This window comes from Pseudomonas marvdashtae, assembly GCF_014268655.2.
Lineage (GTDB): Bacteria > Pseudomonadota > Gammaproteobacteria > Pseudomonadales > Pseudomonadaceae > Aquipseudomonas > Aquipseudomonas marvdashtae.
The window spans coordinates 3,186,332-3,203,972 of the sequence record NZ_JABWQX020000001.1 but is presented as its reverse complement, the minus strand read 5'-3'; the positions used below and the strand labels follow the sequence as shown (position 1 = coordinate 3,203,972).

At 58.2% G+C, this 17,641-nt stretch carries 27 protein-coding genes and 2 tRNA genes; 5 read left to right on the top strand and 24 right to left on the bottom strand.

What is annotated here, in order from left to right:
- Nucleotides 1–44 precede the first annotated feature (44 nt).
- Both HU742_RS14450 and HU742_RS14445 read right to left on the bottom strand, forming a co-directional pair.
- Nucleotides 45–1,217, bottom strand: coding sequence for a zinc-dependent alcohol dehydrogenase (locus HU742_RS14450; RefSeq protein ID WP_186639104.1), 1,173 nt, complete (start codon nt 1,215–1,217; stop codon nt 45–47).
- Nucleotides 1,217–2,053, bottom strand: coding sequence for an SRPBCC family protein (locus tag HU742_RS14445; protein WP_186639106.1), 837 nt, complete (start codon nt 2,051–2,053; stop codon nt 1,217–1,219). Before HU742_RS14445 ends, HU742_RS14450 begins: the two co-directional genes overlap by 1 nt.
- Before the next feature lie 340 nt (nt 2,054–2,393).
- Between HU742_RS14445 and HU742_RS14440 the strand changes: the two genes are divergently transcribed.
- Together HU742_RS14440 and HU742_RS14435 are read left to right on the top strand one after the other, a co-directional pair.
- Nucleotides 2,394–2,467 (top strand) — tRNA-Cys (locus HU742_RS14440).
- 196 nt (nt 2,468–2,663) lie between these two features.
- A tRNA-Leu gene (locus tag HU742_RS14435) sits at nt 2,664–2,750 on the top strand.
- Between the two features lie 81 nt (nt 2,751–2,831).
- On the opposite strand, the gene HU742_RS14430 is transcribed toward HU742_RS14435, so the two are convergent.
- The 8 genes from HU742_RS14430 to HU742_RS14395 form a co-directional block, all read right to left on the bottom strand.
- Nucleotides 2,832–3,863, bottom strand: a complete 1,032-nt coding sequence (locus tag HU742_RS14430; RefSeq protein WP_186642910.1) for a tyrosine-type recombinase/integrase — start codon at nt 3,861–3,863, stop codon at nt 2,832–2,834.
- 1 nt (nt 3,864) lies between these two features.
- Complete coding sequence (locus tag HU742_RS14425) at nt 3,865–4,071, bottom strand: DUF4224 domain-containing protein (protein WP_186642909.1); 207 nt, start codon at nt 4,069–4,071, stop codon at nt 3,865–3,867.
- Nucleotides 4,072–4,115: 44 nt separating this feature from the next.
- Nucleotides 4,116–4,766, bottom strand: coding sequence for a DUF1281 family ferredoxin-like fold protein (locus HU742_RS14420; RefSeq protein ID WP_186642908.1), 651 nt, complete (start codon nt 4,764–4,766; stop codon nt 4,116–4,118).
- 292 nt (nt 4,767–5,058) lie between these two features.
- On the bottom strand, nt 5,059–5,463 hold the full coding sequence (locus HU742_RS14415; protein WP_186642907.1) for a phage protein NinX family protein: 405 nt from the start codon (nt 5,461–5,463) through the stop codon (nt 5,059–5,061).
- Nucleotides 5,464–5,512: 49 nt separating this feature from the next.
- Nucleotides 5,513–5,776 (bottom strand): phiTE_015 family protein, encoded by a 264-nt coding sequence (locus tag HU742_RS14410; protein WP_186642906.1) that lies wholly within the window; start codon nt 5,774–5,776, stop codon nt 5,513–5,515.
- Between the two features lie 47 nt (nt 5,777–5,823).
- Entirely contained in the window at nt 5,824–6,798 is a 975-nt protein-coding gene (locus HU742_RS14405) for a hypothetical protein (protein WP_186642905.1), read from the bottom strand.
- On the bottom strand, nt 6,795–7,106 hold the full coding sequence (locus tag HU742_RS14400) for a DUF4406 domain-containing protein (protein WP_186642904.1): 312 nt from the start codon (nt 7,104–7,106) through the stop codon (nt 6,795–6,797). The genes HU742_RS14405 and HU742_RS14400 overlap by 4 nt, the downstream gene beginning before the upstream one ends.
- On the bottom strand, nt 7,103–7,744 hold the full coding sequence (locus HU742_RS14395; protein WP_186642903.1) for a phiTE_072 family protein: 642 nt from the start codon (nt 7,742–7,744) through the stop codon (nt 7,103–7,105). Before HU742_RS14395 ends, HU742_RS14400 begins: the two co-directional genes overlap by 4 nt.
- A 122-nt stretch (nt 7,745–7,866) precedes the next feature.
- Between HU742_RS14395 and HU742_RS14390 the strand changes: the two genes are divergently transcribed.
- A complete protein-coding gene (locus HU742_RS14390) occupies nt 7,867–8,664 on the top strand; it encodes a DUF2971 domain-containing protein (protein WP_186642902.1) in 798 nt (265 codons plus the stop codon).
- 19 nt (nt 8,665–8,683) lie between these two features.
- Here HU742_RS14390 and HU742_RS14385 read toward each other — a convergent pair whose 3' ends face one another.
- On the bottom strand, nt 8,684–9,463 hold the full coding sequence (locus tag HU742_RS14385) for a DUF2786 domain-containing protein (protein ID WP_186642901.1): 780 nt from the start codon (nt 9,461–9,463) through the stop codon (nt 8,684–8,686).
- A gap of 47 nt (nt 9,464–9,510) precedes the next feature.
- On the opposite strand from HU742_RS14385, the gene HU742_RS14380 reads away from it, so the two are divergent.
- A complete protein-coding gene (locus tag HU742_RS14380) occupies nt 9,511–10,173 on the top strand; it encodes a hypothetical protein (protein WP_186642900.1) in 663 nt (220 codons plus the stop codon).
- 139 nt (nt 10,174–10,312) lie between these two features.
- Nucleotides 10,313–10,504 (top strand): hypothetical protein, encoded by a 192-nt coding sequence (locus HU742_RS14375; RefSeq protein ID WP_186642899.1) that lies wholly within the window; start codon nt 10,313–10,315, stop codon nt 10,502–10,504.
- Between the two features lies 1 nt (nt 10,505).
- Here HU742_RS14375 and HU742_RS14370 read toward each other — a convergent pair whose 3' ends face one another.
- From HU742_RS14370 to HU742_RS14310, 13 genes are all read right to left on the bottom strand, one after another.
- Nucleotides 10,506–11,066 carry a Mu-Gp12 family protein gene (locus HU742_RS14370; protein WP_186642898.1) on the bottom strand — a complete coding sequence of 187 codons (561 nt, stop codon included), beginning with the start codon at nt 11,064–11,066 and terminating at the stop codon, nt 10,506–10,508.
- A gap of 399 nt (nt 11,067–11,465) precedes the next feature.
- Nucleotides 11,466–11,849: a hypothetical protein gene (locus HU742_RS14365; RefSeq protein ID WP_186642897.1), complete on the bottom strand. Its 384-nt coding sequence runs from the start codon at nt 11,847–11,849 to the stop codon at nt 11,466–11,468.
- Between the two features lie 75 nt (nt 11,850–11,924).
- Nucleotides 11,925–12,389, bottom strand: coding sequence for a hypothetical protein (locus tag HU742_RS14360; RefSeq protein WP_186642896.1), 465 nt, complete (start codon nt 12,387–12,389; stop codon nt 11,925–11,927).
- Nucleotides 12,386–12,628, bottom strand: coding sequence for a hypothetical protein (locus HU742_RS14355; RefSeq protein WP_186642895.1), 243 nt, complete (start codon nt 12,626–12,628; stop codon nt 12,386–12,388). Before HU742_RS14355 ends, HU742_RS14360 begins: the two co-directional genes overlap by 4 nt.
- A complete protein-coding gene (locus HU742_RS14350) occupies nt 12,625–13,242 on the bottom strand; it encodes a lambda exonuclease family protein (RefSeq protein WP_186639129.1) in 618 nt (205 codons plus the stop codon). The genes HU742_RS14355 and HU742_RS14350 overlap by 4 nt, the downstream gene beginning before the upstream one ends.
- Nucleotides 13,243–13,244: 2 nt before the next feature.
- Nucleotides 13,245–13,991 carry an ERF family protein gene (locus HU742_RS14345; protein WP_202883644.1) on the bottom strand — a complete coding sequence of 249 codons (747 nt, stop codon included), beginning with the start codon at nt 13,989–13,991 and terminating at the stop codon, nt 13,245–13,247.
- Between the two features lie 7 nt (nt 13,992–13,998).
- The gene (locus HU742_RS14340) at nt 13,999–15,156 is read right to left on the bottom strand and encodes a hypothetical protein (protein WP_186639131.1); all 1,158 of its coding nucleotides are present in this window, start codon (nt 15,154–15,156) and stop codon (nt 13,999–14,001) included.
- Nucleotides 15,157–15,434: 278 nt separating this feature from the next.
- Nucleotides 15,435–15,701, bottom strand: coding sequence for a hypothetical protein (locus tag HU742_RS14335; protein ID WP_225923578.1), 267 nt, complete (start codon nt 15,699–15,701; stop codon nt 15,435–15,437).
- 29 nt (nt 15,702–15,730) lie between these two features.
- Entirely contained in the window at nt 15,731–15,925 is a 195-nt protein-coding gene (locus tag HU742_RS14330) for a hypothetical protein (RefSeq protein ID WP_186642894.1), read from the bottom strand.
- Nucleotides 15,907–16,113 (bottom strand): hypothetical protein, encoded by a 207-nt coding sequence (locus tag HU742_RS14325; protein WP_186639136.1) that lies wholly within the window; start codon nt 16,111–16,113, stop codon nt 15,907–15,909. The genes HU742_RS14330 and HU742_RS14325 overlap by 19 nt, the downstream gene beginning before the upstream one ends.
- Nucleotides 16,114–16,115: 2 nt before the next feature.
- Nucleotides 16,116–16,538, bottom strand: coding sequence for a hypothetical protein (locus tag HU742_RS14320; RefSeq protein ID WP_186639138.1), 423 nt, complete (start codon nt 16,536–16,538; stop codon nt 16,116–16,118).
- A gap of 21 nt (nt 16,539–16,559) precedes the next feature.
- Nucleotides 16,560–16,772, bottom strand: coding sequence for a hypothetical protein (locus HU742_RS14315; RefSeq protein WP_186639140.1), 213 nt, complete (start codon nt 16,770–16,772; stop codon nt 16,560–16,562).
- 21 nt (nt 16,773–16,793) lie between these two features.
- Nucleotides 16,794–17,093, bottom strand: a complete 300-nt coding sequence (locus tag HU742_RS14310; protein WP_186639142.1) for an XkdD/Y8K6 family phage-associated protein — start codon at nt 17,091–17,093, stop codon at nt 16,794–16,796.
- Nucleotides 17,094–17,641 lie beyond the last annotated feature (548 nt).

The following is a 17,641-nucleotide window of genomic DNA, read 5'->3' as shown; positions in this document are numbered from 1 at the left end:
GGGCGAGATTCAAGCGCTCTCGCCCCAGGGTTCCCAGTGGCGCTTCACTCCGGCCGAAACACCGCGCGCAAGCAATTCTCGCGCTTGTCCTTGAACATTCCATAGCCCTCCACCGACTGCTCCAGCCCCATGGGATGGGTCAGCAGATAGGAGGGGTCCAGCTCACCTTTCTGGATGTGCTCGAATAACCGCTTCACGTAGCGCTGTCCCGGTTGCTGGCCCGAACGCAGGGTCAGGGATTTGTTGACGATCGCCCCCATCGGGAATTTGTCCAGCAAGCCGCCATACACCCCGACCACCGACACCGTCCCGCCTTTGCGACAGGCGCGGATCGACTGGCGCAGGACGGTTCCGCGCTCGGTGTGCAGGCGCAGCATCTGCTTGGTCTTGTCGTAGAAATAATCGACCTCGGTGCCGTGGGCCTCCATGCCGACGCAATCGATGCAGCGATCCGGTCCGCGGCCGCCGGTCAGCTCCAGCAAGGCGGCGTGCACATCGGTGGTCTCGTAATTAAGGGCGATGGCGCCAGCCTTTTCTTCGGCCAGGCGTAAGCGATCGGGAAAGCGGTCGATGGCGATCACTCGTTCGGCGCCCAGCAGATAGGCGCTGGAGATTGCCATCAGCCCAACTCCGCCGCAGCCCCAGACGGCCACTGTATCGCCGCGCTGGATGTCGGCATTGTCGGCGGCGAAATAACCGGTGGGCACTGCGTCGGAGACGAACACCGCCTGTTCGTCGCTGACGCCGTCGGGGATGGTAAACAGGTTGACGTCGGCGAAAGGCACGCGGATGTAAGTCGCGTGGCTGCCGGCGTAACCGCCAAAGGCATGACTGTAGCCAATGATGCCGCAAGCTGGCTGGCCGTAGGCAATGTCTGTAGCGGTGGGGTTCGGATTGGAGTTGTCGCAGCAGGAAAAGTCCGAGCGCTGGCAGTGCTCGCATTCCCCGCAGCCGACAATCGACACCGTGACAACCCGGTCGCCTTTCTTGAATTGGGTGACAGCCGAGCCGGTTTCCACCACTTCGCCCATGAATTCATGGCCAATGATATCGCCGGCCTGCATGGTCGGTACGTAACCGCCGAGCAGGTGCAAATCCGAGCCGCAGACTGATGACAGAATGACTCGCACGATGGCATCGCGGGGGTTGAGGATGGACGGGTCGTCGACGGTCTCGACTTGTAATGAGTTGGGGCCTTGCCAAGTCAGTGCGCGCATCAGACGGTACCTCCGTTGAGTCCGGATTTGTCAGTGGGAGAATCATTGGCCGGTGCTTGAGTCGCGTTGCTGGCCGGGTGCACGAAGAGAAAATCCTTGGTTTGCTCGCGCATTTTGTTGGTACTCACTTCCCCGGTCTCCAGCTGTTGCTTGATGCTGCGCAACACGTTCAGCAAGGCTTTGTCCGAGAACCGTGAAATGGCCGCAGCCAGGGCGTAGCCAGCCGCGCCGAGGGGCGTCTGGCAGGCGACGATGACTTTGATTTGGGTACCGCGGCCGGCCGGCGCATCGCTGAAATGCATTTGGATGTCATGCTTGAATCGTTTATCCGGCCCGGCGATCCAGTGCAGTTTGCGGCCCTCCTTGGGCTCGCACTCTTCGAGGTCCCAGTGCAGGGTCTTGTCCATCGGCCCATGGGCGACCCAGCGATAGGTGCGCTCGCCGGTCTGCTCGATGGCATCGACCCAGGGCATCAACGACCCGAGATTGGCCGGGTTGTGGCAAAACGCAAACACCTCTTCCCTGGGCTTGCCCACCGTGATGCTGCGGGAGATGACTTTGCTGCCGTCCCAGTCGCGATCCTGTTCGAAGGTTTGCTCGAACGGGCTGTGGGTCAACGCGCGCTTGACCCTGCATGTACCGCTGTAGCCACGCCAGGCCGCGCACGCACCTAGCAGCACCTGCGGCCAACCTTTCAGGCCCCCTTGGCGCAAGCCGTTGGCGATCAGCAATGAACCTGCAACCAGCGACACCAAACGCTCCGGCGTGCCGAGATTAGGGTGCGAAGGCGTGGGAACCGGGGCCCGGCTCGCCACCAGTTTTGGACGTTCGGTCATGATGATTCTCCTTATTAATCCAGGGACGACATAAGGAATGAACCGAGGGCGCACGGGGTTGTTCCGTTGGCTTTGGCGGTTTCCGATGAGCCGGACGTGGGACGGGTTTCGCTCAGTGGTATTGCCGGGTAAAGAGAGCCGGAAGGCCGGCCGTCAGCTAAATTTTTTTTGAAATCAAGGGGTTGTCAGTCCAGGCAAATGAGTACATAATTGCGCCCATCGAACGCATTGGGGTGTTAAAAAACCTAATGTTTTCAAGGAGATAGCTCGCTAATGGCGAGCTCTTGTCCTGATCAGTTTGTATGCGGTTGGTGTGGTTGCATTACATCAAGCGTCTTGAGGCCGAATAGCAAAATGGTTATGCAGTGGATTGCAAATCCACCTACGCCGGTTCGATTCCGACTTCGGCCTCCACTTTTAAAAAGCTCTGTAGATCCATGATCTACAGAGCTTTTTTTATTCAAGAAGCAGTGAAAGGTTTTGTCTTTAAAAGGGCAAGGGCATCCTTGCTTCACCGGGGAGGGATGTATATATTTCCCCCTCTGTTGCACCAGCCTCGATCCTGTCAGATGCACATCTGGCAGTTTTCACACGGCTTGGCCGCGCTACCGCCCGAATGGCGAAACTGGTAGACGCATGGGACTTAAAATCCCCCGCTCGTAAGGGCGTGCCGGTTCGATTCCGGCTTCGGGCACCATCTAAAATCAAGGGTTTGCGAGCGAAAGCTAACGTAAACCCTTGTTCGTTTCTGGTCCGCAATTTTGACGATGGTCCGCAATTACTTCGTAGGCGATACCTTTTTGCCTATCCGGTTGCGGATGTACTGTTCGGTCATAACGACTGTAGTATGCCCAAGTTGATCCCTCGCCTGCATAATATCCCCGGTAGATTCGGCCTTGTCGGTGCCGGCTTTGGCCCGCAGGTCCCTCATCTGAAAATCAGATTTCGCGACCCCAGCCGCTTCCCTCGCCAAATCGAATCTCCTTCGCAACATGGCCACCGTCATCGGTGTGCCGTCCTCTGTAACGATCAGCCGCGTTGATCGCACCTTGTGTGCTGATTTTCGGGCCATGATCCGGTCTATCAAAGCCTTCAATTCCCCTGTGACTTCAATTCGCAGCTTCGCCTTCGTCTTACCCTGCAGAACCCACAGCTGCCCACCCCGAAGATCACGCTCGTCCATCAGTCTGGTGTCGGTAACCCGCTGGCTCGTCAGGTAGGCAAGGTCCATCGCATCTTGTAAGCCGACGTCTGCTTTCTCATAGACGCGCTTGAACAGCTCATCTTCGACGTAAGTGTTCCGGCCGGTTTCCTTGTTGCCCTTGATTCCTGCGCACGGGTTGGCGAGGGCTGTGTAGCCTTTGTCCCTGGCGAAGTTCCATATCGCGCTGAGCAAAGCCTTTTCACGGTTCGCCCGGACTGGCGCAGACTTTCGCCAGGTGAGGTACTGCCTTACGTGAAGGGGCTCGATTGTTTCCAGCGGCGCCGGCGGGTCATCGAAGAAAGCGAGCAGATTTCTCACTTCCCGCTGGTTGTCCAGTTGCGTCAGCTTGCCTTTCGTCGGAACGATGTCGACCATGTATTTCTCTGCGACATAGCGGAAGGTGATCACCTTCGCGACCAGGTCGGTCGCGGTACGATCACGCTCGAGCTTCGCGTAGGCCATGATCGCCAGGCCGTAGTCACTGCCCAGCGGGATTTCTTTACGGTCCTTTCCGCCGGTGTCGTAGTAGTAATAGACCCGGCCGCTGCGCTTTTTGCGCTCACGCAGCCGGGCTATAGAGCCTGGTTTGCTCGGTCTTCGTCCCATGTCAGCTAGCCTTGCGAGGAGTCCATACAGGTTTTTCTGCTTCAAAAATGCCAACGGCGGTAACGGCCATGGCCGTAACGCTCGGCCATCCGTTCACTTTGATCGTGTGCCGGATGCCGTTTTTCTTCAGGTTTTGAATTTGCCCTGCCTTGGTTCGCGCGCCGGTAAGCTCGCAAACCTCCTCGTGGGAAAGAAACTGGATGCTCATGAGCTGCTCCATGCCGCGCGTGGCGGCAGAAGGTGGTGAGGGGGTTATTCGTCGTCTTCTTCGTCTTCTGGCCAGCCCTTCAGCTCGCGAGCCCAGGCCGTCCACTGCCGCCGTTGCTCCTCGCTCATGTCATCCCAGCGCCCGGCAACCTCAAACGACACAGTCTCCCCAGCCTTTAGCCTCACGGTTCCGCAATTGCTACCGAGATCCTCGTCTGCATACCGGACGGTGATCAGGTGCTCTGGGTGGCGCTTTGAAAGCTCCGTCAGCACGGGAATAGGGCACGACCATGCGGTATCGAAGGAAAGCTCGCCGGCGTCCAGGCTGATCACCTGGTCGTAAGCGTTCCACTTCGTTCCCCAAACCTCGCGCGCGAAGTCCAAGGAGTGAAAGTGCCCCGAGGTGCGCTTGTTGCGCAGCATCTGAATGAACTGCTCAAAGCACTCTTCGCTCAGTTGCATTACGTTGGCTTCGGCGCGATTGCGCCTTTCGAGTCCGGCGATCAATGGGTGATCGTTGAGCGGCTCGGCAGTGATTGCTTCCGCAGCGGTCTCGGCTTGCCCGCTAATCCCATCCCAAGGGAACACCCCTCGAAACGGAAGGACCGTGTTGAAGTCGATCTTGCCGCTCTCGTTAATCAGTGCTTTCAGGACATGGGCTGGCGCATTTATTTTGTTGGTCACATGGTTTGGCATGGCAATAGAATTCCTCGCCCGCCGTTCACCGGCAGGCACATATGGTTTAATAGGAAAATTTCTTGAATGGAGTCGAGCGATGGAAAAGGCTTTCAAACAGCCAATGTTTGTAGTGGGGCTACCGCTTACAATTTGTGGCTTCGTATTCGGACTTACTGGTCTGCTAGCGAGCGGAACCCTTGCCTATGTCGCGCCGGGTCTATTGATACCTGGCGTGGCTTTCATGCTGATAGGTTGGCTGCAGCGGAATAGGTAAAGCTCCGTTCACCGGCAGGCTGTAGGTGGATTGGGGTTAGATGAGTTCGGCGGGGATGCTTAGGGTGTCACCAAGTTCGGCGCAGACGATGGCGCGGCAGGCAGCAACCAGTGCAGTGTTGCAATGCTCGGTCGTGTATTGCTGGCCGCCGCCGTAGTAGATGTCCGCATACCAGCGTTCGGACATTTCCGTGCCTTCGAGGCCGTCATGCGCCTCCGGCACCAAGGCCACTTGATATTTAACAATCAGCGGGCCGCCTTGCCCCCAGTCGGTGGATGGACGGAGCTGTAGGCCGGAAGGGGCGTGGACCTCATAATACGTTTTGCTGGGCGTGATTATTGGGGTCAGACGCGCTGAAACCCATCCGGCGGCGAGCGCCACGGCCCAATCCAGCGCGACCCCTTCCAGTTCCGCCGTCTTCACTTCGATCATGTCGCTCATGGCCTCGTCCCCCGATATATCAGGTGGGCCATGTAGAGCAGGGGGAGGATCATGGCGTCACCTTCAGGCCTGCGGCTTCGATGGCTGCCCGGACATCTTTTCGATACAGCATCCAGAATCCATCGCTGTCGGTCGCATAAGCTTCCGGCAGCTCTATCACCAGTGCCTCGCGGGATTGGTTCCACCCTTTCTGGAAAGACTCCCAATCGGCTTGGGCCATCGGGTCGATGTAGTTGTTGCCCTTCGGCGGTTGTCGGCGATGATCGCGGACGTTGGTCCGCTCGAACGCCTCGCGCATCGTTTCTTCAGGCATAGCGATTCCTTTGCCGCTATAGCGGCTGACTTTGAAGGGGGGAGGGGTTACAGGGATGTGCAGCGGTTGGAGCGCTTGCGGAACTCGTAAACCATGCCGCGCAGATCTACCAGGGACTCCTGCAGGTCGCCGCGGGCGGTATCGATCGCTTCGAATAGCTCGTCTTCACCGTCGTCGCCGCCCTCATCTACGGCGAGCAGAGCCAGGCCATATGCCTGGAACTTCGCCAACACGTCATCGGCTGACTTAGCCATGTACTCGGCATGCTCGACGGCATAGTCCTCTGGTGACCGCTCACGCATCTCCACCGCTGCCGGAGCGGGCTGTACCAAGCGCATTTCATCTGGCGCCAGGGTCGGGTCGACGACAACCGGGAAGCCGAACGCAGTGGCGGGCTGCTCAGTCCGGCACCAGAAGGCCAACACCTTTTCGCCCTCACCTTTGAATGGAGCAAGCCACTGACCGTCAACACGCTCATGGGAGAAGGAAAGATGAACGGCGCGAGTTCGCTCTTTGCCGTCTTCAAAGACCTCGCCGGGAACACGCAGCATCGACAGCGGGCGAAGCTCCTGGACGAGTGTTTCGAGTTGCCGGATCAGCTGTCGAACCGTCTTCGGCGCTCCCCATTCCACCGGCTCACTGTTGCGTTGGTTCAGCTCATCAACCCGTCGCTCTGCCGCCTGGCACGCTGCCTGTTCGGCCTGGCGCCGCTGTTCCAGGGTGTGGAGTTGCTCGTCGCGCTCATTCAGCAGCAGCTGCAGGGCGTTAATCTTCAGCTGCTGCGTGTTCCAGGCCAGGCCCACGTTGTCGCATTCCTCTGGATCAACATGCTCGCAGTGCGGGCAGCGCGTGTCGTCATAGTCGCTCGTGTCAGCAATCTGGCTGCCGCCACTGCATTGGAAGCTTGGGTAGACGCTGCCGCACCCGTGGCACTCGACGACGAACGGGCCGCCTGTATTGTCGTGGGTAACCAGGCCAAGCGCCTTGCGCTGTGCCAGGTTGTTGCAATGGGCTTCGCTCATACAGCCTCCTTCGATACCAGATCATGGGCATTCACAACCTTCATGCCGAGCTCCTTGCCGATGTGCACTTCAAGGCTGGCGCCGCGGGAGTCCTGCCAGCCGGGCAGGGTGGCCACGGTGTCGCAATCCATCAGCGCCTTGATGTCGCGGCGCATGCAATCGCTCCAGGTGCCCGGGTCTGGGTTGAGCTCGGCGGGGTTGATGACGCTGTGCCCGGCGGCGCGCAGGCTGGCAGCCGTGGAATGGAACAGCGGGAAGTTCAGGTCCAGCATGTTGGTCATGGGACCGCTGAGGTAGATGCGCTTCATGCTGCCACCTGCTGCTTTTCTTGCCGAAGTGCAGCTTGGACGGCCTCGACAACCCGCCGGAGGTACGTGAATTTGTGGTTCTCTTCGACGGCCTTTCCGTCTAGCGGATAGTGCCACTCATCGCCGAACAACTCGGTAAGCAGCGCGCTTTGATGCCAGCATTCGCTCGAGCTCTCGATGCTGCGCAGCACGTCGATGTCCTGCCAGAGCTCGCGGGCTTCCTCTTTGCTCAGCTCGCCCAACTCCCAGTCGTGGCGGCCGGTCTGTTGCCGCCGGCGCTGGACGATGCACTTCTTGGCGAGGGCGTGAAGCGCGTCCCCACTGAACACCGTGGAGCTGATGCCGCGATCCAAGCAGTTCAGGACGTAGTCCCAGCCGCAATCAGCGACGAACTCGGCGACAGTGCGCGGGCCCATACCGCCCCAGTACGCGTTCCAGCTATTGTCCCAGCAGTTGATGGTGATCTTGCCCTGGGCGGTTTGGTAGTGCGGGTCCGACTCAATCGGGCAGTCGCGCCGGCCGAAGTCCTCGAGGAACACCGTTATCGCACCGAGTCGCGGGGCGCCGGTGATCACCAGCTTTGTGACTGTCGAGCGCTCAACCTTCAGTGGCTCGACCTGTTTGTTTTCTGCGGGCATGGCTATGTCCTTGCCGGGGCATGCCCGGGCCTGACGTTATTTTCTGAGGTGGGATATCTATATGTTCTGTAGAATTCGGCCTGAACTGACCGTGCCAGGGAGAACAACGATTGGTAAATTACATGTATCGGTATAAATACGTGCCGGACGGCGAAGGTCTTCTCAAGCTGCTAACGGATCGCACCGTAAAGTTTACGCATCCGTCAAAGTTTAACGATCCATTCGACTGTCTTCCATCTATGCCCCGCACAAAATTAGCAGCACTAAAGAGCGTCAATCCTGTTTTGTATGAACGCCTTGGATTAAATGCTATGAAAGGGGTGGAAAAAGTCAACGAATTATACAAAATTGAGAAGCGCTTAGAGTCTCGTTCTCGTAGCGGAGAGCTGTTGAGCGATCTACTAAAAGACGCCTCAGTTTTATCGCTCTCGAAAATCCCTGACAGTATTTTAATGTGGTCCCATTATGCGGATTTCCACACAGGCGCGGTGGTGGAATTTAAGATTCCAACCAATGTTTGGCCTGATGAAAGAATGCGTTTCGACCATGGGGATTTAATAGCGTTAGATGTCGTGTATAGCAAGGAACGCCCGATCTTCAAGCATGACGGCTCGAAGTCTGATCCTAATACCATCCTAAATACGTTGTATCTCACGAAAGCAAAACAATGGGAATACGAGCAGGAAAGCAGAGTTATAAAAAATGACGGAGGTGAAGGTATATTCCCTTTTCGGCCGTATTTGCTTAATGGATTGATATTGGGCGCAAAAAATCGTAGAGGGGCCTTTTTCGATAAGCTCCTACGAAAAATCAGCGCCGAGATCGGAAAAAACGTCTCCCTATACCAAGCTGAGTTTTGCAAAGCTCAGTACAAAATTAAGATTCCACGATTTAAGTTTAAGGTTGACGAGCTTCCGTAGGTAAACAATTAATGCTCGATTAGACGGGGGCGCGAAGTGACATGGTCACTTGACCGCCACCGGCGATACCGGCGTGGAGATCCACTGCACGCCCAGCCAGCATGCCGGCGATTTGGGCGTTCGTGTCCAACTCGACACCCGTGCTTTTGCGCGCCTCTTTGATGTCTTGGGCGGCGAGGTACTCACTGATCAACTTCTTGTCCTGCGCCTGAACCGCGACGAGGCCTTGGTCAGTCGCTGGCTGGCCGAGCGGATCATCTTCGCCTTGAGGCACAAGTGCTTTCAGCTTCGACTGGACCTCCCAAACCCACGCCAGTGCAAAGTGGTCACCGGCAGTTTCCGCCGAATACTCACTGCGGCGAGCTCCAGACCTGACCGCTGCGCAGTACTCCTTGCGCGCTTGTGTGAGCTTGGTGTGCAGGGACTCATACGCGTACAAGGCGATATTTTGAGCTGGCGAAACGCCGACAAATGTTGCGCACTCAATGACCTGGCCCTTTGCGGGACTCCACTTCCGGCGTCTCAGGGTTGTGCAGTTGAATGCGTGCGCTACAGCTAAGCTCAGCTGTTGGTCCCACGCTGGTCGACGCTTGGCACGGAAGAGTGCCGACTCGACTTCACCGACGTCGCTCAACTTCACATCCATTTCGGTCAACCGGTACTCGCGCATCAATGCCTGTGCCTGCCGGAGCGCCGTTGCGGCTTCGTTCTCGTTGGCGCTTTGGGCCAGTGCCAGGCAGTGCTTGATCTTGCGGATAGCCCGCTCAAGCTTCTTTTCGTCAATCTGTTTTGCGGACATAGGGGATCCTCGCCGGTATAGTTCCGGGATCTACAGGAGAGTGGGTTATGAGGCGTGACTTGATTGTGTGGTTGGGGTGCTTGCTGCTGTTTTTTTGCGGAGGAATATTTTTTAAACTGTTGCCAGCGGCAACCTTTAAGTTTGAGTTAAGTTGGGAAGCGTTTTCGGCTATAGGAACCGTGGCCGCGGTAGTCGTTTCACTTTATTTGGCGAGGTCTACGGAGCGTAATAAGCGGGCCGAGGGCAAGGAACGTTCGTCACTTGTAGCCGCGCGCTTATGGCCTACAGCTGACGCTTTAAATCGCGACTTGGCCGAGCTAAGTGGATGGGCCTACTTTGACAATCTAGATGGGCCTGAACCTATTAGTGATATACGGGACAGAGTAAAGCGCTTGCGCGTATATCTTGATCGAATGATGATGCAGGATGTTGAACGAATAATCGCTATCGATATCATCGTTGCAAATTATCTATCCAGAGCGATTGGCGAAGTGGAAGGCGTTATCGTCTCAGTTGAGAGAGAAAGCGAGGAGTGGCATCTTATTTCTCAGCTGAGCAAAGACTTCTATCGTCAGCATTGGGGGGCAGCAATTTTATCCGCCCGGGAGTTTCTACTAATGGCCCTTCCGAGTCTTGAATATGCCGCTCGGAAAGCTGCGCCGGCTCCTGATTGGGCGAAGATCTATAACGATGAAGAAATGGACGGTTGAAGAGTGGTCATGGTGCTGGCCAATCCTTCCCGGCATTGCATACACGCTCTTCTGTCGCCTAGCCTCGCCGGTTGGCGTGATTCGAGTTTGTGGGCTATTGGTTGATGGCCCGGCATGAGGCCGGATCAAGGAGAGGAAGATGGGTATCGAAGAAATGCGTGACGACGAATTCAAGCCAACCTGCCCTAAATGCGGGGGTATTGAATTCACAGCGGTCTACAACCGCTACGTGGCAAGGACAACCCAGGCGATCAGCATGATTATCTGTGCCGATTTGAACTGCCAGGCTGTGGCTGGCGTGCTTCCGACTACGGAGGTCTTCCCGGAATAATTCATGCAGCTTTGCGCTGTCCCAGGACCGTCTGGCGCGCTGTTTCAAACTCGCTGCCGAGTATCTCGGTGGCGCCCTCAATCCGTTCCACTCCATCCTCAAGGCGAACGCTCAAGTTCAGATAGACCGTCCCATCCAGCTCAAAAAATACCCCACCGCCAAGCCATAGCGAGCCTGGGTTAAGGCCGATCGCTTCCCATGCCTCATCCTGATCAATGCTGGTCGGGCAATGCTCCTTCCACAGCACGCTCAGTCTCTCATGTTCGGCGACTTGCGCGGCGCGGTCCTCTTTCGATGTTCCCTTGGCTGGCTTGGCGCTTGATCGGAGCGCGCGGTAGCCGTATTGATCGGGCCGGCACCAGTGGACATCCAGGTCACGACTTGCACTGAGTTTGACGCCGCCGACGTAGCTGCGACTTCCCGAGCGCATAGGTGATGTCTCGCCGCCGAACACTTCGCCCAGCTTGGCCCGTTGTGTATTCCAAGCAGCGCGCTTGGCGTCCCAGGCAATGACCGCGGCCACAACGGCGGGAGCTGTCGTTTTGTAAAGGTAGGTGCTCATGGGTTATCTCCAGTCAGGCGCCGCCCTCCGTGACCGGATGCGACAAGTGGTAGATTCGTTGGTATTTCTCAGTGAACCCGCGCCGTTTTGCCGGAATCTATTTGGGCAACAGGAGGCGCGTTATGAGATGCATGTGTTGGATTTGCTGGGGGGAAGCGTACCGAAAGGGCATTTACGGGGATTGGGACGACGTGATCTGCTTCGGTTGCGGTCGTTACAAAATAAGCCGACGGTTGTTGAAAGAATGTGTAGGCATGAAGTTCGACGTTGCTGCCATGCGTGAACGGTTCAAACCGGTCCAGGATCACGCGTTAACGCCCATAGTTGATAGGCATAGCGTGGTTTTTCAGGCTCACTTCCGCCCTCAGGTGCTCACGGGAAGATTGCTCGGCTGGCCTGCTACTGAGCTGCCAGCACCATGGCTGATCCATCAATGATTTCGTCTTCAGGTTCTGGCAGATCATCGGCGAGCGACTTCAGCCCAGCAGCCCGGATAATGCGCGACACCTTTTCGGTAACAACAAAAGGTGTCGTGACCTGATGTAGCATCTTGGCCTGATCCTCGAAATCCGCCGCGATCAGGTTCATCAGCAGCCGCTGGTGAACGTCCTGCTGGTTGTCGATGCCGTGGGCTTTCATGACCCGCTTCAGGTCCGCTTTGAAGACACCGGCCACCTCAACCGTGAACTTCTCGATGCCCAGGGCGGCAGCCCTCGCCGCTGCCTTCTCGCGCTTTCGCCGTTGCTTGAGCGCTTCCGCCGTCGGCTGCTGTTCCTCGGCCATGGCCTGCTCCTTCTATTCCGCTGGCCGGCAGTGCCAGCCAGGTCGTTCGTTTGCGTTGTTGGGTGCGGAAACGTCTCACGCTGCTACCTTCACCTGGTGCCAGGCGCCGGCGGCGTAGAACAGTTTTGCGGCCTGGGCCTCATCCATCGAAACCTCATCCGGTATGGCGATCCAGCCTGACGCCACCAGGTGGTTGGGGTTCGCGCTGTTGCGCAGCTCCAGGTAGTAATGCTCGATCGCATCCGTCAGCCGCTCGACCTTGTAGATACCCTCCGGCGAGATCTCTACCGACTTGATGTACTCATCACCACGCTCGCCACGACACATGGCGGCGATATAAATCGTCCAGCGGTAGGAGAAGTCGAAGATGGCGTTGGCGACTGCCACGCTTCGAATCTGCTTGCAGCTCTTCCAGTTCACCATGACCTGGCTGCCGCTGGGGTCGATGTTCACGACAGCAACGTGGTTGGTGCGCAGCAGCGCCCGGCAACTGCGTTCAGCCCGGGCAAAGCCGTTATTGGGTTTGCGTTTCGACTTCATAGCGAGTCCGCCATCTTGCGTAGAGCGCGGCGCTCGGCCAGGAACAGAGGCCGGGGTTTGCGATTGAGGACCGTTTCAGGGTCTATCCGGGTGGAGCGGGGCGGCGGGATAGGATTGCGTGGCGGGCTTTGCAGTTCGTCGATCTGGCCGCCGGCCGCCAGGAACAGGGCGATCCGCTCGGAAATGGAATCTGCCAGTGGCCGATGATGCTCGACCAGGCTGAGATGGTTGCTGATCATGCTGCGATCCCCAGTACTTGGTTCATGCGGTCATCGAGGATTTCATAGAAGGTCTTCACACGCTCCGAGAGCTTGCGGATCATTGCTTCGTCCCGATAGGCTCGCTTGATGAACAGCGGCATTCCCGGCCAGTAGCAAACGAAGTCGATCCACTCGCGTTCCGAGACCCACAGCCCGCCCTGACACTGCGCGACGTGTTCCTTCGGTATTTCGCCGGACAAAATCACTTCCACCTGAAACTTAGGCAACTTGGTTTTGATCTCTGTCAGGCCGTTGGCATCGACGAACGAGTCAGGCGAGTAACCGGAACCGTGGTTGAGGACGATTGCCACCTGAGTGGTTTTTACTTCTTTGCGCTGCTCGTAGAGTTTGCGCGCAACACCCTCCAATTCGTGGCCGCGCTCGGTGTGGCGGTTGCCTTGGAAGGGATCGGCCGCCTCGCCAGTGATGCGCTCACCGATCAGCGTGTTCATGTAGGTGAACGCGCCAGCGCCGAACCCGGCCTCGCCCTTGCCGTTGACCAGCAGGCAATCCAACTCGGAACAAGTGACGATCCCGAGGCGCAGGGCCAGCCATTCCGGCGAACCCTGTTCAACTTCAGTGATGATTTGCATGATTACACCTGCTGATTGTTGTTTGCCGACTTGGTAAGTGCGGCAAGCACGCTGTCAAAGTTGGCCTTGGTGACGTTTGCCGGCTCGCCGTACAGATCGGCGAACTTGCCTTTAGCTGTTTCGCTGCACTTGTCCAGAAGAGCTTGAACCTGGCGAGCTTGCACTGGCGTGACAAGCGGATCGGTCGGCTCCTTGTAGCCATCGTTGTCGTTGTCGTCGCCGCTAGTGATGTTCAGCAGGGCGCACATTACGTAGCGCTTGCCGTAGGTGGTGGTCGAGCCAACCGACTGAACAGCGCTGCGCCCCGCGCCGGCATCAAGAGGCAAGATCATGGTCGTTTCTTCGCGGTGCCCGGCCTTGTGCATCAGGATGCCGGTAATGCTCACGCCATTGGCCTGGTTCACGATCTTGAAGGACACGCCAAAGCCGAACTTGGCCATGACCGGGCGCACCGCGTAGTTGATGTCGTCTAGGTCGGCGTACATCTTTTTCGTGTGCGTGTTCTCGGTGCGTTTCTCTACAGAAGGCATTTCGCACTGCATCTCTGCAAAAGCGGCGTTGAATGCCTCCAGCGCACTCTTCGCTTCCATTCGATCCTGAAGCGAGATCAGTCGCTCCAACTTGTCCATATCGCAGCGGGGGTCGAGGGCGAGCCTGCTGATTGTGGACAGCATGCTGATCTCTTGGCCCTGCTGGTGGAGTGCAATGGACTGGTGCCGTTCTTCTGGCATGATGATGTCAGTGCTCATGGAAACCTCAGTATTGGATGGAGATTGCAGGGATCTTGCGCTGGGCGATCAGGGTGATTGCCTGCTTCGCGCATTCCTCAGTCATGCCGCCGGCGACGAATGCTTCCAGGGCGGCGCGGTTGATTCTGGCCTTGTGCGCCTTGTCGGCCTCCCGAAGCTTCTCTTGGCGGATAATTTCGTCCGCTGCGGCTTTCTGGCGGGCGACTTCGGCTGCGCGGGCATCTTCTGCTGCCTTCACTGCGCGCTGGTCGGCGGCGATGCGCTCCTGCTCGGCGCGCTGCTCGGCGGCAATGCGATTGGCCTCGGCCTGCTCAGCTGCTCGCTGGGCTTGCTCGGCCTGCAATTGAAGCTGTAGAAGCTGACGTTCGGCGGCAGCCTCTGCATCGCGGGACGCTTGCTCTGCGGCGAGCTGGGCTGCTGCGGCCTGATCTCTCAGCACCTGCTCCCGGCGTGCCGCTGCATCGCGCTCAGCTTGGGCCTGCTGTTCGGCTTGGAGTCGGGCCTGTTCAGCCGCCGCCCGAGCAATCTCTGCATCCCGGTCGCGCTGGGCCTGGGCTTCGGCTTCAGCGCGCAACCGGATCAGTTCGGCCTGTTCGGCTTCGCGCTTCTGGTGCTCATCGAAAGAAGTCTTGAGTTTTGCCAGCGCAGCAGCCTTGGCTCGATGCGCCTCCGCCTCAAACTCTTCGAATTTCTCGTCGACGATGATCTTCTCTTCAAGCTCTCTGAAAAGCAGTTCGAACGGCTGCGGCTGGCCGCCGATCAGGCCAAGGCCACAATCTTCAATATGGCGAATCATGGAGCTGTGAAACTCGACCCGTGCATCTTCCTTGGCTTGCCACTCATTCAGGGGGCGGCGCACTTCTTCCTGCCATGATTCCAGGGTGTCCCGGACGCGCTTTCTCTCGGCGTCGATCTTCTTCGGGACTTCCTTCAGGTCCGCCACAAGCTTTTTGCCCACATCATCCAGGGCAGTCTTGGAGCGGGCGACCGCGTAGGCCATTGAGGCGATTGCATCACGCCCCTTTCGGGTGCTGATGTCCGGTGTGAAGCCGTCGATCTTGTCGCGGATCTGTTGAAGCCATGGCTCCAGGCCGTTCGGCGTGCTGTACACAGCCAGGGCAGTTTCTGCGGGCGGCACTACGGCCAGTTCGGTATTTGCGGACACGGGGAATCCTTGGCCGCGACATGCGCAGCGCCTGAAGGTGTAGGGTTTATCTCGGCGCGATCAGATCGGCCAGGGCTATCAGAAACAGCCAGCCGGACCAGCCGAGCAGGGCTTGTGCGGCGCCACGCCAGATGAGGCGCCGGCGTTGATGCTGACGGGCAGTCACCTCAGCACCTGGGACAGTTGAGGCGACTGGCAGGCCGCCGGGCGATCCTGGACAACGGTGTAGGCAAGCATGGCCGAGAGGATTGAGGCGGCGAGGATCCAGGTGAGGGCTTTCATGGCGTCACCTCGTCCCAGCGAATTTCCAACCATAAGTCGACGAACTGCCGCTCAACTGCGCGCACCTCGCAACGGTATCCAAGGCCCCGCAGCTCCTGAAGGACCACTTTGCAGAGCTCTGGGTAATCCTTTTCGTTGCAATAGGTGCTGGTACCAAACCCGTAGTCGCGCACCGAATATTCGTACTTGCCGGCTTCTGCGGCCTTGGCTATCCCCGCAAGGATGGTGTCAACCGCGAATGCAGGGTCCTTTGCCCTGGCCATGTCTCGCGCCTTATCTGCTGTCATTCTGCTCATGGCCGAACCCTCGCCGAGATCCTGCCGCCTTTCATGGTCACCGCCAGGCGCTGCGGCAGATCCTTCACAAGATCCTCGCGCTTGCGGCCAATCACCTCATTGAACGGCAGGCCGAAGCCGAGCATGGCGATTCGGCGCTCGATGTCGTCCATCTGTTCGTCGATCAGGGATTTCACGATTGGTGTGGACATGACGACTCCTTGCGCCGGTCAACGATCTTGTTGAGGCGCCCGCAGTAGTGGTTGAATTCTTCGATGGTGATGCGATTGTCGAGCATCATTTCGTTGATTGTTTTCTGGATCATCACCGACCAACAGGCCGGCGTTTCTGGATCCTCAAGGGTGTCCAGCTCCTCGCCGATGAGGACGTGCGCTGACATCGTCACAATGAGTCATCCTCTGCCTGGGCGATCAGTGCGTCATCGACAAAGGGCTCAAGTAGGGCCTGTGCGATTTCGCCGAGCTTGCCGAAGGGGTGGTCGCTGGGGCCGAGGAGTTCGGCGATGGCGTTCTTGTCGGCCCGGCCGTCTGCCGACAGCAGGAGCCAGCCCAGCGCCGGGGTGTGGACCTTGCAGTCCGCCAGCCGGTTGTTCACATGCTCATCCACGGCTAGGGCCAGGTCGGCCACCGTGACGACCCGCGCTTGATGCCAACGACGCTGGATCTTCACGTCCACGCCACGGAGTAGGCTTTCGACCGCGTTGTACAGCCACTCAGCCCGAGCAACCTCCCGAGGCGTCTCGCTCACCATCGGAGGCAACTGCGCGTCGTGCATGGCCTGACAAATCTTCAGTGCTGAGTTCATCGTTGCCTCCAGGGTGGCGGGTCAGTCGATGGGAATCGGTGGGAGTGGCATCCAGTGGCTAGGCGCCGCATCGAAGGCAACGCCTCCACAGCCGTCATAGGTTTGATGAACACCGCTGCAACCCCAGGTCTTCCAAGCATCGAAATACCCGACAGCCATCTGTCCATCGCCCAGCAGCACCAGGTAGTCGCCGGCCTGCGGCGGAAGCTCTTCTATCGGTTTCCAATCGCTCATGGCGACCTCCAGTGTTTGGGGTTAGGCGGTGGCTTTGGTGATTGCCGCATCAACCAACTTCATTGCTTTCATGGCATTGCTATTGCCCGGCGGCAAATAGTCGCCCCAAAGATCACGTGCAGCCTGCAGCGCTTCCAGCAGCTCAGGGGCGGCGGCGATCAGGCTTGCATTGGCGCCAGCCTCAGCGCAGCTATAGACGCTTCCTTTGCTCCGGCGCCGATGAATCTCCGCGATGGTGTCGTCATTGCCTTCTGTCTCGATGTAGCGCCTGCCATGGTCGTCCTGGACATACCAGGGCCCCGGCGTGTGCTTCGTTTCCATGACTCTCTCCATCTGGTTGATCCAACAAATTCCGGCTGCACACGATCCTTCCGCTGGTTGCCGTTGGGCGCGGTGTCATGTGCATGCGGGATTGGTTGGGGAAGGGTGCCGGTCTTTCCCGGCTGTCATCACGGTACTATTGGCCCCCGCGCAGGCAACTGTAAGTGCCGGTTACTTGTCCGGCGCTGATGTCACCAGCAGATCCTGTGGGCTATGCCCGCTTCGGGGCGCTGACAAGGCGCGCTCTCCGGAACCGATATTCTCTCGGCGGCCCAAGCGCCCGGCACTGTAGCGGCCGGGTAGGCTGTTGCTCGGCAACGGCTGGTTAGCGCTTCATGGCTATATCTCCTCTTGTGCGCGCCGTTGGCATCTTGGCGGGCGCTCGCCGTTCTCTATAGGTGCTGGTTACGTCTCCAGCGCGGACTTCCACCGCCGTGTTGATTTCTCCCGGCCGCGAACTCGCAACCCAGTGGAGATTGATGCAGATGCCCGGTGCTGATCTCCGGGTTGCCAAGACCCGCACTACGCATCAAGGCGCGCTAGAACAT

Coding starts and splice junctions, on each gene's coding strand:
- HU742_RS14350 (WP_186639129.1), bottom strand. CDS start 13,242: ATGCAAATCATCACTGAAGTTGAACAGGGTTCGCCGGAATGGCTGGCC.
- HU742_RS14420 (WP_186642908.1), bottom strand. CDS start 4,766: ATGCCAAACCATGTGACCAACAAAATAAATGCGCCAGCCCATGTCCTG.
- HU742_RS14325 (WP_186639136.1), bottom strand. CDS start 16,113: ATGTCAGCGCACGTCCTCATCGGCGAGGAGCTGGACACCCTTGAGGAT.
- HU742_RS14425 (WP_186642909.1), bottom strand. CDS start 4,071: ATGAGCATCCAGTTTCTTTCCCACGAGGAGGTTTGCGAGCTTACCGGC.
- HU742_RS14450 (WP_186639104.1), bottom strand. CDS start 1,217: ATGCGCGCACTGACTTGGCAAGGCCCCAACTCATTACAAGTCGAGACC.
- HU742_RS14360 (WP_186642896.1), bottom strand. CDS start 12,389: ATGAAGTCGAAACGCAAACCCAATAACGGCTTTGCCCGGGCTGAACGC.
- HU742_RS14365 (WP_186642897.1), bottom strand. CDS start 11,849: ATGGCCGAGGAACAGCAGCCGACGGCGGAAGCGCTCAAGCAACGGCGA.
- HU742_RS14370 (WP_186642898.1), bottom strand. CDS start 11,066: ATGAGCACCTACCTTTACAAAACGACAGCTCCCGCCGTTGTGGCCGCG.
- HU742_RS14415 (WP_186642907.1), bottom strand. CDS start 5,463: ATGAGCGACATGATCGAAGTGAAGACGGCGGAACTGGAAGGGGTCGCG.
- HU742_RS14375 (WP_186642899.1), top strand. CDS start 10,313: ATGGGTATCGAAGAAATGCGTGACGACGAATTCAAGCCAACCTGCCCT.
- HU742_RS14330 (WP_186642894.1), bottom strand. CDS start 15,925: ATGTCCACACCAATCGTGAAATCCCTGATCGACGAACAGATGGACGAC.
- HU742_RS14320 (WP_186639138.1), bottom strand. CDS start 16,538: ATGAACTCAGCACTGAAGATTTGTCAGGCCATGCACGACGCGCAGTTG.
- HU742_RS14380 (WP_186642900.1), top strand. CDS start 9,511: ATGAGGCGTGACTTGATTGTGTGGTTGGGGTGCTTGCTGCTGTTTTTT.
- HU742_RS14355 (WP_186642895.1), bottom strand. CDS start 12,628: ATGATCAGCAACCATCTCAGCCTGGTCGAGCATCATCGGCCACTGGCA.
- HU742_RS14445 (WP_186639106.1), bottom strand. CDS start 2,053: ATGACCGAACGTCCAAAACTGGTGGCGAGCCGGGCCCCGGTTCCCACG.
- HU742_RS14430 (WP_186642910.1), bottom strand. CDS start 3,863: ATGGGACGAAGACCGAGCAAACCAGGCTCTATAGCCCGGCTGCGTGAG.
- HU742_RS14385 (WP_186642901.1), bottom strand. CDS start 9,463: ATGTCCGCAAAACAGATTGACGAAAAGAAGCTTGAGCGGGCTATCCGC.
- HU742_RS14315 (WP_186639140.1), bottom strand. CDS start 16,772: ATGAGCGATTGGAAACCGATAGAAGAGCTTCCGCCGCAGGCCGGCGAC.
- HU742_RS14345 (WP_202883644.1), bottom strand. CDS start 13,991: ATGAGCACTGACATCATCATGCCAGAAGAACGGCACCAGTCCATTGCA.
- HU742_RS14405 (WP_186642905.1), bottom strand. CDS start 6,798: ATGAGCGAAGCCCATTGCAACAACCTGGCACAGCGCAAGGCGCTTGGC.
- HU742_RS14400 (WP_186642904.1), bottom strand. CDS start 7,106: ATGAAGCGCATCTACCTCAGCGGTCCCATGACCAACATGCTGGACCTG.
- HU742_RS14410 (WP_186642906.1), bottom strand. CDS start 5,776: ATGCCTGAAGAAACGATGCGCGAGGCGTTCGAGCGGACCAACGTCCGC.
- HU742_RS14310 (WP_186639142.1), bottom strand. CDS start 17,093: ATGGAAACGAAGCACACGCCGGGGCCCTGGTATGTCCAGGACGACCAT.
- HU742_RS14390 (WP_186642902.1), top strand. CDS start 7,867: ATGTATCGGTATAAATACGTGCCGGACGGCGAAGGTCTTCTCAAGCTG.
- HU742_RS14395 (WP_186642903.1), bottom strand. CDS start 7,744: ATGCCCGCAGAAAACAAACAGGTCGAGCCACTGAAGGTTGAGCGCTCG.
- HU742_RS14335 (WP_225923578.1), bottom strand. CDS start 15,701: ATGGCCAGGGCAAAGGACCCTGCATTCGCGGTTGACACCATCCTTGCG.